The 14,478-nt window shown below is 44.1% G+C and carries 10 protein-coding genes and 1 other RNA gene; 6 read left to right on the top strand and 5 right to left on the bottom strand.

Going from position 1 to position 14,478, the window contains the following annotated elements:
- Nucleotides 1-191 precede the first annotated feature (191 nt).
- Nucleotides 192-673, bottom strand: an RNA gene (rnpB, locus tag IM496_RS21930) — RNase P RNA component class A.
- A 300-nt stretch (nucleotides 674-973) separates the two neighbouring features.
- On the opposite strand from rnpB, the gene IM496_RS21925 reads away from it, so the two are divergent.
- Nucleotides 974-1,801 carry an alpha/beta fold hydrolase gene (locus IM496_RS21925; protein ID WP_287663329.1) on the top strand — a complete coding sequence of 276 codons (828 nt, stop codon included), beginning with the start codon at nucleotides 974-976 and terminating at the stop codon, nucleotides 1,799-1,801.
- Here IM496_RS21925 and IM496_RS21920 read toward each other — a convergent pair.
- Nucleotides 1,779-2,933: a histidine kinase gene (locus IM496_RS21920; RefSeq protein WP_194016943.1), complete on the bottom strand. Its 1,155-nt coding sequence runs from the start codon at nucleotides 2,931-2,933 to the stop codon at nucleotides 1,779-1,781. The two genes, IM496_RS21925 and IM496_RS21920, sit on opposite strands and share 23 nt — an antisense overlap.
- Nucleotides 2,934-3,080: 147 nt before the next feature.
- Here IM496_RS21920 and IM496_RS21915 point away from each other — a divergent pair, with 147 nt between their 5' ends.
- Nucleotides 3,081-4,670, top strand: a complete 1,590-nt coding sequence (locus IM496_RS21915; RefSeq protein ID WP_072926856.1) for a glycoside hydrolase family 57 protein — start codon at nucleotides 3,081-3,083, stop codon at nucleotides 4,668-4,670.
- 66 nt (nucleotides 4,671-4,736) lie between these two features.
- Here IM496_RS21915 and IM496_RS21910 read toward each other — a convergent pair whose 3' ends face one another.
- Nucleotides 4,737-6,281, bottom strand: coding sequence for a serine/threonine protein kinase (locus tag IM496_RS21910; protein WP_194016946.1), 1,545 nt, complete (start codon nucleotides 6,279-6,281; stop codon nucleotides 4,737-4,739).
- A 514-nt stretch (nucleotides 6,282-6,795) separates the two neighbouring features.
- Here IM496_RS21910 and cruF point away from each other — a divergent pair.
- Both cruF and cruG read left to right on the top strand, forming a co-directional pair.
- On the top strand, nucleotides 6,796-7,710 hold the full coding sequence (gene cruF, locus IM496_RS21905) for a gamma-carotene 1'-hydroxylase CruF (RefSeq protein WP_104396384.1): 915 nt from the start codon (nucleotides 6,796-6,798) through the stop codon (nucleotides 7,708-7,710).
- 1 nt (nucleotide 7,711) lies between these two features.
- Nucleotides 7,712-8,899 carry a 2'-O-glycosyltransferase CruG gene (cruG, locus tag IM496_RS21900; protein WP_194016948.1) on the top strand — a complete coding sequence of 396 codons (1,188 nt, stop codon included), beginning with the start codon at nucleotides 7,712-7,714 and terminating at the stop codon, nucleotides 8,897-8,899.
- A gap of 68 nt (nucleotides 8,900-8,967) precedes the next feature.
- Here cruG and IM496_RS21895 read toward each other — a convergent pair whose 3' ends face one another.
- Nucleotides 8,968-9,402, bottom strand: coding sequence for a peroxiredoxin (locus IM496_RS21895; RefSeq protein WP_287663325.1), 435 nt, complete (start codon nucleotides 9,400-9,402; stop codon nucleotides 8,968-8,970).
- 314 nt (nucleotides 9,403-9,716) lie between these two features.
- Between IM496_RS21895 and IM496_RS21890 the strand changes: the two genes are divergently transcribed.
- Complete coding sequence (locus tag IM496_RS21890; RefSeq protein ID WP_194018400.1) at nucleotides 9,717-11,513, top strand: N-acetylmuramoyl-L-alanine amidase family protein; 1,797 nt, start codon at nucleotides 9,717-9,719, stop codon at nucleotides 11,511-11,513.
- 437 nt (nucleotides 11,514-11,950) lie between these two features.
- Nucleotides 11,951-14,047 (top strand): phosphate acetyltransferase, encoded by a 2,097-nt coding sequence (gene pta, locus IM496_RS21885; protein WP_194017582.1) that lies wholly within the window; start codon nucleotides 11,951-11,953, stop codon nucleotides 14,045-14,047.
- Nucleotides 14,048-14,282: 235 nt separating this feature from the next.
- On the opposite strand, the gene IM496_RS21880 is transcribed toward pta, so the two are convergent.
- A partial coding sequence (locus tag IM496_RS21880; RefSeq protein ID WP_287663323.1) for a transposase occupies nucleotides 14,283-14,478 on the bottom strand: 196 nt, incomplete at its 5' end.

Below are 14,478 nucleotides of genomic sequence, written 5' to 3'. Positions count from 1 at the left end.
CTCTTAGGTTTGGTGGGCAAAATGTATTCTAAGATACATTCTTTCTGGCGAGCGCGTGGAAGGAACCACAAAGACACAAAGGACACAAAGATTGATCGATCCTCTGTAAGTTAAACTTATCACACAGAACCTAGAAGAGCCCTGAATACTGATAACTGAATACTGATAACTGATAACTGATAACTGATAAAGGAGAGAGTCAGACATAAGCCGAATTCTGTATTTCCCAACAGCAGTAAAATTGCTTTTACCTTTGTTGGAATAGAGGTTATCTATCTGGGATAATTGTTACCAATTACCTCAAGCGGTTCCTAAAAACGGGACAGGAAAAAGACCAACCTTTGTCCCTCCACCTTGCTCCCCACCGGGGTTTACCGAGCCAGTACCTCTCAATACTGCTGGTGCGCTCTTACCGCACCTTTGCACCCTTACCCCCAATCAGTTATCAGTTATCAGTTATCAGTTATCAGTGGAAAGTTATCAGTAAATTTACTTTCGTTACTGTTTACTGATCACTGTTTACTAATCACTGAAAAAAGGGGCGGTATTTTTCTGTGGCACTATCCTCACGCTCACGCGCACTGGACGTTATCCAGCAAGTGTGGTCTTTCGGGAGTTCGGACTTTCCTCGGAATCATTAATCAAATGACCCCGCAACCTCTAGACCAACTCTCTCCTATTCTCTAGTATGACTTACCAGAGACTCGATCGCTCATATATCCTAGTCAATAATCAGTGATCAGTAAACAGTAAACAGTGAACAGTGAAAAGACAGCAGGAAACTGCTATTTAATACTGCTCGCTTAATAAGTAGTCGTGCAAAATTAATTTCCTAGTGAAGATAGGCAAGAGGCAAGAGGCAAGAGGCAAGAGCGGGGTTAGATGTGTGTAATTAATTTTGCTTAGGTACTTACATACTGCTCACTTAAAACTCAAATCTGATAACTGATAACTGATAACTGATAACTGCTCAATGTCGATCGCTCTAAACGTTAACATCAAAGGTAATGGCTATCCGATCCTCTGTCTGCACGGTCATCCCGGTTCGGCAGCCAGTATGTCTGTATTTACCGATCATTTTTGTCAACGCTGGCAAACCCTGGCCCCGGATCTGCGCGGCTACGGTAAAAGTCGTTATCGCCGGGATTTTCAGCTAGAAGAACATCTAGAGGATTTAATCGGACTGCTCGATCGCCAAAAAATCCAGCAATGTTTAATTCTCGGTTGGTCTTTGGGGGGTATAATCGCACTGGAATTAGTATTGCGGCATCCTGATCGCTTTCCTGGTTTAATTCTAGTGGCCTCGGCCGCGCGTCCTTGGGGTAGTCATCCTCCTATCACCACCACAGATTTAGTTTTGACGGGGATGGCGGCAATTCTCAATCAGATCAAACCGGGATGGCGTTGGAATATTGATACTTTTGCTCGTCGTTCCCTGTTTCAGTACCTTTTTTCACAACATCAAGCGATTTCTTATCAATATCTCGCTCAAGATGCTGTTCCCGCCTACTTAGGCACTTCTCCAGCTGCTAATCGCGCTTTAAATCGGGCTTTAAAAAAAGGTTACAATTGTTTAAAATCTCTTGACAAAATCACAATTCCCTGCTTAGTTCTGGCGGGAGCAAATGATCGCCATATTACCAGTGCCTCGAGCCAAGAAACGGCCGAAAACCTGAAACTGTCTCAGTGGAAATGTTACCCAGATACGGCCCATCTGTTCCCCTGGGAAATCCCCGACTTAGTTTTAGGGGACATTGATAATTGGTTAGCCGAGCATTTTAGCGATAAACTGGCAGGGTGAAGTGAAAACTACTGCCGTGGTCGGGGACACTATCCACCCAAATTTGACCATAGTGGGCGCGAATAATCTTGCGACAGACCGATAAACCGATGCCATAACCTTCTTTACCCTCATCCCGTTTGAGACGCACATGACCCTCAAAAATATGCTCTTGTTTTTCTTCGGGAATGCCGGGGCCGGTATCACTGATGCTCACTTGTACTTTTTGAGTAGTACGATGGAGGACAGAAAGGGTAATTGCGCCGCCGGCGGGGGTATATTTGATCCCATTCTCCAAGAGATTAATAATCACCTGTCGGATTAACTCCTCATCAGCATAGACGGGGGGCAGATCTTGGGGGATATCGCTTTGGAAAATTAAAGTCTTTTCCTGAAAAGTATCGGTAAATTGAGACAAAATTTCCTGACAAAGAGCTTGCAGATAAAATTTACTCTGGTGGAGAGTGAATTGCGCCGCCATGCTCTTAGAAGCTTGTAGAATATCCGTGATCAAACGGTTCATAATCCGGAACTGTTTGCGGGCCTGTTGGTGCAGTTGTTCTCGTAATTGCAGACTGCGCTCCGTATCTGGTTGATGATAGGCTAATTCTAGGGTTTCCACGGCGATGGAAGCAGCGGTGAGAGGGCTGCGTAAATCGTGGGCTAACATAGCCAAAATTTGGTCTTTAAATTTCAACTGTTCTAATAATTCTTCCTTTTCCTGTTTAAGACGAAAAACCTCATCGGCAATGCGGATGAGTTCGCCCGAATGTTCCACCTCTTGACGTTGTTCATCCTCAGCGTGATGATTTTTGACCTCCTCTTTAATCGCTTTTTGCCAGCGTACCAACCATTTTTTAAACTGTTCCACCAGATTACTGCCCGCGAGGGTATGGCGGGGGGCGGGGGCAATTTTGACCAGGGCTGGGGTAGCTACAAGGCGAAAATGTTCGACTAAATGAGGCTGCTGGCGAATTTCGATGATTTGTAGGTCAATCGGGTAATCAGACTTTAAAGACTGGAGATAGGACTGAATTTGACGGATAATTTCTTGAGAACTGGGACGGTCATCAACAAACAGCAAAAGTTGAATCGAGAGAGGCGTTGTCGTCTCTCTTCCTAAAGCAGTCAGTGGCTCGTTAGATGGGAGCATCGGAAAATTAGTAAACCTAGGGATTGACGAGATCGATCGATGATCGATCGACTTTTATCATATTCTTTATTGTAGAAGCTTAAGATAGTATAAAATCTACTCAACCTAATCTTAAAGTTTTATTCCTTAATTCTAAGAAGAAATCCTATGGCTTTTGGCTATGTTGCCCTAGTTCTCCACGCGCATCTCCCTTTCGTCCGCCATCCCGAAAGCGATTACGTCCTCGAAGAAGAATGGTTATACGAAGCAATCACAGAAACCTACATCCCTCTGCTGCAAGTTTTTGAAGGTCTCAAGCGGGATGGTATCGATTTTAAAATGACCATGAGCATGACTCCGCCGTTGGTGTCGATGCTGCGGGATCCGTTACTGCAAGAGCGTTATGAAGAACACTTAGGCAAGTTAGAAGAATTAATTGCTAAAGAAATCGACCATAATCAACATAATGGCCATATTCGCTACTTAGCCGAATATTACGCTGAATCTTTCCAAAGTATCCGACAAACTTGGGAAAAATACGATCGAGATCTGGTCAAAGCCTTTAAACAATTCCTCGACAGTAATAACCTAGAAATTATCACCTGTGGTGCGACCCATGGTTATATGCCCCTGATGAAAATGTACCCGCAAGCGGTGTGGGCGCAAATTGAGGTGGCCTGTCAACACTACGAAGAAAATTTCGGTCGTCGTCCCAAGGGCATTTGGTTGCCGGAATGTGCCTACTATGAAGGGGTAGAAAGAATGTTAGCCGATGCGGGCATTCGTTACTTCCTCGTCGATGGCCACGGTATTCTCTACGGTCGTCCGCGTCCCCGTTACGGCAGTTACGCGCCCATTTTCACAGAAACTGGGGTGGCTGCTTTCGGTCGTGACCATGAATCTTCCCAACAGGTGTGGTCTTCCCAAGTCGGTTATCCGGGGGATATAGTTTATCGGGAATTCTATAAAGATTTGGGCTGGGAAGCGGAATACGAGTATATTAAGCCCTATATCATGCCCAACGGTCAACGCAAGAATATAGGCATTAAATACCACAAAATCACTAGCCGGGACGGTGGTTTATCGGAAAAAGGGCTTTATGACCCTTACTGGGCCAAAGAAAAAGCCGCCGAACACGCGGGCAATTTTATGTATAATCGCGAGCGGCAAGTGGAGAGTTTAGCGGGAATTATGGGCCGTCCTCCCCTGGTTGTTTCTCCCTACGATGCCGAGTTATTCGGTCACTGGTGGTATGAGGGACCCTGGTTTATTGATTTTCTGTTCCGCAAGTCTTGGTATGACCAAAATATCTACCAAATGACCCATTTAGCCGATTATCTCCGGTCTAACCCCCATCAGCAGGTCTGTCGTCCTTCCCAATCCAGTTGGGGTTATAAGGGTTTTCACGAATACTGGCTAAATGAAACTAACGCTTGGATCTATCCTCACCTACACAAAGGCACGGAACGGATGATTGAATTAAGTCATCATGAAGCGGAGGATGAATTGCAGGAACGGGCTTTAAATCAGGCAGCCCGGGAGTTATTATTGGCACAATCTTCTGACTGGGCCTTTATTATGCGAACTGGTACGATGGTTCCCTATGCTGTCCGGCGCACTCGTTCCCACCTGCTGCGGTTAAATAAAATCTATGAAGATGTGAAATCGGAGAAGATTGACTCTGGTTGGTTGGAAAAAGTCGAGGAAATCGATAATATTTTCCCCAATATTGATTACCGTGTCTATCGACCTCTGTAATCTGGGTGAGTAGTATAGATAAAAAGGGGGTTAGTTAATACCCCCCCGATTTGATTTTTTAGAAAGTTAAATTGGTGTGCCTTGGGCTAATTCTGAGGCTAATTTGGCCAAAATTTTGGGTTTAAGTTCATCAAGTTTCCGTTTTAACGTCCGCTTGCTAATTTGCGGGCTGCCCACTGGAGCTAATTGACTATCTCTCACCCATTGCTGCAAAATTTGGCATTGATTGGCGGGAATATTAGCGGTGATCACATTTTCACAGATCGGGCCGCCTTCGAGGGAGAAAAATAAAATCCAGTATTGACCAGTTTCGCCAAGGGTTTTGGTCATTTTTTGACCCTGGGGGGTTTTTAAGTCCAAATAACAGGGCAACCAACGGGGACCCTGTTGACGATGATAGAGGACAGTAATCCAGAGAATCATCGGGTGGGGTGTGGGTAAGAAGAGAAATTGATTATAACGGACACTAGCAACCCGGACGGGGATATCTTCTCGATCCAACATTACCCATAAACTGGCAAAAACGCCGTCAGCAGCCTTGATACAGCGTGGGAAGACGATTTTTTGGCGCGGTTTGTCCTCGGGCCAAATGGACTTGAGACAGATATCCTTAGTATTAGCGACAGCAAGACCGGTTTGATCTAAATCTTCAAGGGTTTTAGTTTTGGCGGTGTAATCGTCGATTTTTTTGACTATTTCACCGATACGATTCAATTTATTGGGTTGATTATTTTTGACTAGGGGTTCGAGTCGTTCGAGAAGTTGTGGTATATCTGTAACACTTTGCGGTCGATCGCTGGGTGCTTTGGCTAAACAGCGCAGGATTAACTGTTCTAATTCTGGCGGTAATTGCAAGCTAGGATTAAAGGGACGGGGTTCAGCGTAGTGGTGAACCTCATACCAACCCCCAAAGGAGGAATTATCGGGAAAAAAGGGCGTTTTTCCCGTGAGCATCTCATACATCACGATCCCAAAACTGTAGATATCGGAACGATGATCGAGTTCTTTACCTTCCATCTGTTCTGGGGAACAATAGGCTAGGGTTCCCATAAACGATTGGGTTTGGGATTCTCCCGACTGGATGAGTTTAGCGATGCCAAAATCGAGAATTTTCACCAATTCCCCTAATCCTGAGTCCTGAATCACGATAATATTGCTAGGTTTGATGTCCCGGTGAATAATCGGACACATCTCGCCTTGGAAGATAATACCCTTATGAGCGCATTCGATGCCGAAACAAATCTGACGGGTGAGATGAAAGAAGCGCGAGAGAGGCAGCGGGTGATATTTGATGATTTCTCCTATGCTTTCCCCCTGCAAAAACTCCATGACGTAGAAGGGGACATCCTTTTCATCTACACCATAATCACGAACTTTAACAATATGAATACTTTTTTCGCCTAAAAGTGCCGAAATAGTTGCCTCTCGCTCGAAACGCTCGCGCATTCTTTTGTTGAGGAGAGTTTGCGAGAGGAATTTCACGGCGACGGTTACGCCACCTAAGAGTTTATCTTCCGCTCGATATACTTGTCCCATGGCACCGCTACCGATCAACTCGACCAGTTGGTATCGATTGGCAAGTAGGCGCCGATGTCTAGATTCTGCCGACATAACTAGGCTACTGTGTTAATTATAGTGAGTCTGATGGAGAGAGTTTTTTTAAGAACTGCTGCAATCCCTGGGTGATCGAGAGGACTTAACCTGAGAATGCCCTTTTTTTAGGCTAAAAGCATCCTTTTAAAGATATATTTTCCAGCATTTTTAGCCATTGCCCCTTGCATAATTAATTTTTGGGGGTTGAAAAAAATAAAAAAACTAAGTATAAAGTAGCATAAAATCTCTAAATATAGCAGTTCTCGCATCTGTGCGGCACACTTAAACCTTTGCTGATTAAGCTGTTCAGGATCGGGAATGTACCTCTTGTGAATCAGAAACGCTATAGACCATTTAACTGATTATTATTCGTTCTTGATTCTCCCGCCTACTGACTCCTAAACCACTACTACAGGCAAATCCCTAGCCCCTGTGAAACTTTTTTGCCGAAAGTGACCGATCTGCGTAATAATTCTTTAATAAAGATTTGTAAACTTGAAAATGATTATCCTTTCGCAGTGCTAGAGATTTAATGAGACGACTAATTGCGATCGAAAAAGCTCTGCTCATCGGTCATATTGTATCGATGGCTTTTGGACTAGCGGGATTGTTGCTAGTCTTGCCCCATCCCGAATTTGTGGCCAATTTACCGGATTTTGGCAAAACCGCCTTTGCTTGGTCAATGGCCGGGGGGGGTGTGGTGTATATGGTGTTAGGAATGGCAGCGGTGGCTGTTTATGCCTATCGGACTCTAGGAGTGTGGCACTGGTTAGGATTCATGGTTCCCGCTATCAGTTTATCCCTTTGTAGCGAACTATTAGGAACCAGTACCGGCTTTCCTTTCGGTCATTATCGTTATCTTTCGGGCCTAGGTTACAAAATTGCGGGTTTAGTGCCCTTTACTATCCCCCTATCTTGGTTTTATCTCGGTTTTAGTGCCTATATCATCGCTCGTGTTGGTTTATCCACTCTTGCGATACCCCAGTGGCTACAAAATCTAGGAGCGATCGCTATCGGGGCGGTATTATTAACTTCATGGGATTTTGTCCTAGATCCGGCCATGAGTCAAACTACCATGCCCTTCTGGATTTGGGAACAACCGGGGGCCTTCTTTGGGATGCCCTATGAAAATTTTGCCGGTTGGTTTGGTACGGGTTGTGTTTTTATGACGGTAGCCACTTTAATTTGGCAAGTGCAACCGGTGAAACTGCCAAGTCAAGATTTAACCCTGCCTTTTGTGATGTATTTAGGTAATTTTGGCTTTGCTACGGTCATGAGTATCGGTGCTGGTATTTATCCGCCGATTTTCTTAGGATTACTCACCGGTATTCTGCCTTTAATACTCCTCTATAATCGCGCCAAGGCTGTTGCTTCCGGGCAAACAGTGGCAACCAGCGAAGTAACAACCCTAAAAATCCCCGTTGTTTCGGTGAGAGGAGCCAAATAAGTTGTTAACTGAGATAATTCTCGGTGCATTCTGCCTGGGGCTACTGCTGTCTCAGGCTGTTGCCTTTTTTATCCTTCTTTCCCGTCTGCTGAAAGGGGCGCGTCGTCGTCCTCCCCTGACTCCCCAACCTCCCACCCCGGAGATGTTAGGGACAGTAAGCGTGATTGTGCCGACGTTAAACGAAGTGGCCAGGATTGACGGTTGTTTAAGGGGATTGAGTCAACAGAGTTACGAAGTGCGAGAAATTCTGATTGTCGATAGCAATTCCCAAGATGGTACGCGGGAAAAAGTCAAAGAGATAGCGGCAAAAGACCCCCGCTTTCGCCTGAAAACCGATTATCCTTTGCCCCCCGATTGGGTAGGTCGTCCCTGGGCGTTACACAATGGTTTTTTGTTTAGTTCTCCTAAAAGTGACTGGATTTTGGGCATTGATGCCGATACCCAACCCCAAGCAAATTTAGTGGCTAGTTTAGTTAAAGCTGCGATCGCAGAAGGTTATGATTTAGTTTCCCTATCGCCGCAATTTATCCTCTCCTATCCGGGAGAATGGTGGTTACAGCCGGCTTTATTGATGACTTTGCTCTATCGCTTTGATGCGGCCGGAGTGCGCGGGCAAGATCCGGAACGAGTCATGGCCAATGGTCAATGTTTTCTCTGCCGGCGGTCAGTTTTAGCGGCTTTAGACGGTTATAGCGGGGCAAAAGGTTCTTTTTGCGATGATGTCACCCTGGCCCGTCTAGCGGCAACGAAAGGCTATCGGGTGGGATTTCTCGATGGGGCGAAGTTGATTCGCGTGCGGATGTACGAAGGACTTAAGGAAACTTGGCGCGAATGGGGCAGATCTCTTGACCTCAAAGATGCCTCCTATCAGGGGCAATTATGGGGCGATTTAGCTTTATTAGCTCTTACTCAGGGATTACCGATAATTATCACCCCTTTACTGCTCACAGCTTTGATTTTTGGCTACAATTTCCTGAGTTTAAAAATTGTTTTGACTTTAAACCTGCTGCTGTTATTGATTCGTTTTGCCCTTTTATTGGCTGTCTCTCCTAGCTACTATCGCGGCGAAAAAGTCAATCTATCTTCGGGATTATTTTGGCTATCTCCCCTCGCGGATCCGCTGGCAGTTATTCGCATTTTTATCTCTGCTTTTACCCGTCCCCAAAGTTGGCGCGGTCGATTGTATTAGTAAACTAGAAGATAAACATTGGGTGTATTAGGCCCCCCTAACACACCCAGAAAAGATTTTAGAAAAAACTAACCGACCACACAGAGAATATCCGATGCGTGACTAGCGGTATTCACTTTGTCATCCACATGGCTAATTTTGCCTTCTGCATCGATGATATAGGTGACGCGCTTAGAATAGCCACCCCCATCGACGTCATAAGCTTTGGTGATAGCACCATCGGTATCTACAAGCAATTGGAATGGTAAACTGTATTTTTCTTTAAATTGTGCATGGGAACCCTGGCCATCCCTGCTCACCCCGAAGACTACTATTTCCTTGTCTTGGTATTGTTCGTAGTTATCCCGGAAGCTTTGCGCTTGCTTGGTGCAGCCAGGGGTGTCATCTTTGGGATAGAAGTATAAAACTACGACTTTACCTTGAAAATCCGACAGGGAAACGGTTTTTCCAGTATCGTCGGTGGTGGTAAAGTTCGGTGCGATTGTTCCAACGGTTAAAGCCATAACTCCGATTCCTTTACAAAAGTTAATCTATATTGATCATAAGGGATGAGGGTCAAAAACAGGGTGTGGGAATTATGAATTATGAATTATGAATTATGAATTATGAATTATGAATTATGAATTATGAATTAGGGAGATGGGGTGATGGGGTGGTCACTGCGTGCGCGTTGCGGGGGGTGATGGGGAAGTGGGGGTTCGAGCATTTGTACTACTATTTTCCACAGGCAGTTTAAATGCAGTGCAACTGATAAGACGAACAACAAACCTCCAGAATTTGTCCTAGTATAATATTTGTCAGCTAAGAGGGGGATAATATGGGGCCATTCTGGTTAAGGGTGAGAACTTTTGGGCAAAATATCTTAATCGGTTTAGTTTTAGTGCTATTAATCGGTTTTTATGACAGCATCAGCGCTAAATCTACCTCATTAATGATTGTTTATCCCCCCGATAATCATCAAACCACGGCCTCGAAAATCTTTTTTATTGGTTCTGCACCTCCATCGGGTCAAGTTTTGCTCAATAATCAACCGATTCAACGCAGTGCTAAAGGATATTTTGCCCCTAGTTTTCCCCTAGAAGTTGGCGAAAATAATTTCACTATTCGCTATCAAAACCAAACTATTAATCGTCAAATAATTCGTCTAGATACTCAAGCAATTATTCCCCACGAATTAGCTTTTGCTGATAACTCTCTCAGTCCTTCTGTCAATAAGACGAGGTTAGTGGGGGAATGGATTTGTTTTAGTGCGATTGCCACTCCCCAAGCTCAGGTTTCTGTGCAGTTAGGAGATAAAATCTTACCTCTTTTACCCCAAACTCAAACCACAAAACTGCCTAGTAATGCCGCAGTTTTAACTAATCTTAATCAAGCGAATTCCGAGGATAAAACTGGTTACTATCGAGGTTGTCAGCAGTTTAAGCAAGAGGCTAACTTAGGAAAACCTATTTTTACAGCACAATTAAATAATCGCTCGATTAGCCAACAAGGTCAAGGAGAAATTAACATTATTAGCGATCAAAATTTACCAGTGATTGAAATTATAGCAGACCAAGGAGTAGCTCGCACGGGGCCGGGTAGTAATTATTCCCGTTTAACTCCTTTACCCCAAGGCACGAAAGCGAGAGTCACTGGGAAAGAAGGGGATTGGTTACGGTTAGATTATGGTGGTTGGATTTTAGAGCGAGAAACCCGTTTAATAGTTAATGAAGTCCTAGATAATGCTAATATTCGCGGTCTCTCTTCTCGCAGTATCAATCAAGCAACGGAAATTATTTTCCCCCTCTCCCATCCTGTACCCATCGCCGTGAGACAAGAGGATGATAAATTTATTTTGACTCTTTATAATACCATTGCCCAAACCGATACAATTTTTCTAGTGGATAATCCTTTAGTAAGACGTTTAGATTGGCGACAAATCAACCCGACCACGATAGAATACACTTTTAATCTTAACCAAAAACAACAGTGGGGTTATAGTCTTCGTTACCAGGGGACAAATTTAATCTTAACCCTGCGTCATCCCCCGGAAAAAAGTGCTAATTTACAGGGCAAAGTTATTTTATTAGATCCAGGACATGGAGGTAAAGAAACCGGTGCTGTCGGTCCAACGGGTTACACGGAAAAAGAGATTAATTTGGTTATTTCTAAATTAATTAAACGGGAGTTAGAAAAATTAGGGGCAACAGTTTATTTAACCAGAGAAACTGACATCGAACTATCCCTACCAGCACGGGTAGAGATGATTAATAATCTGCAACCAACCCTAGCACTATCGGTTCACTATAATGCTTTGCCTGATGATGGAGATGCCTTAAATACTCAAGGAATCGGCATATTTTGGTATCATCCCCAGGCAGCGGATCTATCGGTTTTTCTCCACGATTATTTAACCAAAAATCTTAACCGTCCTTCCTATGGAGTATTTTGGAATAATTTAGCTTTAACTCGTCCCTATAGTAGTCCTTCTTTGTTATTAGAGTTAGGATTTATGAGTAATCCTCAAGAATTTGAATGGATTACCGATACTCAGGCACAAAAACAATTAGCGCAAGTTTTAGCCGCCGGAATTAGCCAATGGTTTCAACAATCTGGGGTAATTGCTTCTAGTTAAAATTTAATGGCAATCCGAGGGAGATAAGCTTAAATCTTTATGAAAAACCAAGCCTTAGCTGGAAAGCCGGTGATAGGATTGGATGGAGTCTTTATTTTAGTCCGAGGAAATTAAATCAAGTTCATGGAAAAAATGTTACCAGTGAACAGCAATCAGACAAAATAACTGCTATATTACAAGGGATAGTCGATCACTCTCTAGTAGATATTTAAACAGCGATCGCTGTGTGATAAAATCGCTGTATTAGCCAACAAATAAAGATAGTTTACTGAAAATTTGCCAACAATTCACGCCCTTATAGACAACTTGATCGCTGCCCCCCTTATTAAGGGGGGATTAAGGGGGGATCAAGGGGGGATTAAGGGGGGATCAATCGCTCACCTCAAGGTTGGGGTGGCCCAATTAAATCCCACTCCTGTTATTATTCTGCTCTACCCATGACTAACTCTTTATATATCAGCACGACGGCAACGGGAAGCGGTAAAGCGTTAGTAGCTTTAGGAATTATTGACTTAATTCTCCGCAAAACTAATAAAGTTGCTTTTTTCCAGCCAATTGTTCTCGACTGTTCCGAAGGTCATCGGGATGAAGACATTGACTTAATCCTCAATTATTTTAAATTAGAACAAACCTACGAAGAGGCCTTTGGTTTATGTTACGAAGAAGTTAAGGATTTATTGGTACAACAAAAATTTGATGAAATCATTGAAAGAATTATCAAAAAGTTTAAAAACTTAGAAAAAAAATATGATTTTATCCTTTGTGAAGGTTCCGATTATCTGCAAGAAAATTCCGCCTTTGAATTTGAACTAAATACAGAAATCGCCAAAAATCTCGGCCATCCCATCTTAATATTAGGTAATGCCCACAATCGCAGTATCGAAGATGCCCTTAGTCCGATCCTGATTTCCTGCGACACTTACCAAGATAAAGGTTGTACGGTGATTGGGATTATTATCAACCAAGCTGAAGAGGAAAAAATAGACGAATTACGGAAAACCCTAACTAAAATTTTTCCCCCCCAAGAATATGCCCTAGGAGTGATTCCCCACAATGCCAAACTGAGCAGCCCGCGAGTAGCAGAAATCGCCCAACAATTACAGGCAAAAGTTCTCTACGGACAGCAAAGATTAGATAGTTTAGCCAGTAACTTTCTGGTGGTGGCCATGCAGATGCAAAATGCCCTAGAGCGGCTAAAAGAAGATAGCTTAATTATCACCCCTTGGGATCGCGGCGATGTGATTATCGGGATGTTACAGGCCCACCAATCGGCCAATTATCCCCAATTAGCTGGTATAGTCTTAACAGCAGGTCATAACCTCAATCCTTCGATCGCCCGTTTAATTGACGGTTTGCCCGATCCCTTACCGATTCTCTCCGTCACCACCGATACCTACACCACGGCCGAACGCATCCACGATGTGCGGACCACCCTAACCTCGACGGACTACGATAAAATTAACCTCAGTCTGCAGCTTTTTCACAGTAACATCAATCTCGATCGCCTAGAAGCGCAAATTCGCACTTTGCGGACCCAGGGGATTACCCCGAAGATGTTCACCTATAATCTCGTACAACAGGCCAAAGCGCAAAAACGTCACATCGTTTTGGCCGAAGGGACTGAACCGCGCATCCTCCAGGCGGCCACAGTTTTAATCGAACAGGATATCGTCGATTTAACCCTCTTGGGACAACCAGACGAGATTGCAATGGTGATTAAAAAACATGGTATCACTCTCGATCTCGATCGCCTGCAAATTATTGACCCCGTGGCTAGTCCCCATTTTGAAAGCTATGTGCAGACCCTCTACGAAGCGAGAAAAGCCAAGGGAATGAATCTCGACATGGCCCGGGATTATGCACAGGATGTCTCCTATTTTGGCACTTTAATGGTGTATCAAGGCGATGCTGATGGTATGGTATCGGGGGCAGTGCATACCACTCAACACACGATTCGGCCTGCACTCCAGATTATCAAAACTAAGCCCGATTGTGCGATCGTCTCCTCGGTCTTTTTTATGTGTCTAGAGGATCGAGTCTTGGTTTATGGGGATTGTGCCGTGAATCCTGACCCCAGTGCCGAGGAATTAGCCGAAATTGCCCTATCTTCTGCCGAAACCGCCCAAAAATTCGGAATTGAACCTCGAATCGCCCTGCTTTCCTATTCTTCAGGTCAATCAGGCCAGGGAGAAGACGTGGAAAAAGTACGACAAGCAACCAAAATCGCTAGGGAAAAACGCCCCGATTTGAAGCTAGAAGGGCCAATTCAGTACGATGCGGCCGTGGATAAGGAAGTAGCTGCCCAAAAAATGCCGGGGTCAGAGGTAGCGGGCCAAGCAACGGTGTTTATTTTTCCTGACCTGAATACAGGGAATAATACTTATAAAGCCGTACAGCGGGAAACGAAAGCTTTAGCGATTGGTCCAATCCTACAGGGATTAAAAAAACCCGTCAATGATCTCAGTCGCGGTTGTACCGTTCCCGATATTATCAATACGGTGGTAATCACAGCCATTCAATCCCAATCTTTTTGAGTTATCAGTTAGAAAACGGGTTTCTCAAAAAAACCCTTTTTCTGGAATATGCTTATACCATTTCTCTAAATGAAAACTACACATCGAATTTAAGTCACCCTTTTTAAGGGGGATTTAGGGGGATTAAACTTCTGTAGTCAGACTTTGGAGAATTGGTATTATTTCCTCCCGACCGGGCCAGAGCGGGAATCAAAACTATCTCAATGGAGCGAGATGAATCGCGACCAGAATAAAACTAACGCGGTAGCGTTTCCACTTTCGGGGAGTTTTGGTTCTCGACGTATTTTTTTAGTTGTTCGACAGTAACGTCGCCACAACTAGCCACGAAATAAGCTCCCGCCCAAAAATAGGGTTTGTTGTCGAAATACTTTGCCGCCAAATCCGGAAATTCTTGTCTAATTAAGCGACTACTAACTGTTTTAAGGTTAGCG

Source organism: Microcystis sp. M049S2 (genome assembly GCF_020245625.1).
Taxonomy (GTDB): Bacteria; Cyanobacteriota; Cyanobacteriia; order Cyanobacteriales; family Microcystaceae; genus Microcystis; species Microcystis ichthyoblabe_A.
This window is presented reverse-complemented; position numbering and strand designations above follow the sequence as displayed.

Coding starts and splice junctions, on each gene's coding strand:
- pta (WP_194017582.1), top strand. CDS start 11,951: ATGACTAACTCTTTATATATCAGCACGACGGCAACGGGAAGCGGTAAA.
- IM496_RS21925 (WP_287663329.1), top strand. CDS start 974: ATGTCGATCGCTCTAAACGTTAACATCAAAGGTAATGGCTATCCGATC.
- cruF (WP_104396384.1), top strand. CDS start 6,796: ATGAGACGACTAATTGCGATCGAAAAAGCTCTGCTCATCGGTCATATT.
- IM496_RS21915 (WP_072926856.1), top strand. CDS start 3,081: ATGGCTTTTGGCTATGTTGCCCTAGTTCTCCACGCGCATCTCCCTTTC.
- IM496_RS21890 (WP_194018400.1), top strand. CDS start 9,717: ATGGGGCCATTCTGGTTAAGGGTGAGAACTTTTGGGCAAAATATCTTA.
- IM496_RS21920 (WP_194016943.1), bottom strand. CDS start 2,933: ATGCTCCCATCTAACGAGCCACTGACTGCTTTAGGAAGAGAGACGACA.
- IM496_RS21895 (WP_287663325.1), bottom strand. CDS start 9,402: ATGGCTTTAACCGTTGGAACAATCGCACCGAACTTTACCACCACCGAC.
- IM496_RS21910 (WP_194016946.1), bottom strand. CDS start 6,281: ATGTCGGCAGAATCTAGACATCGGCGCCTACTTGCCAATCGATACCAA.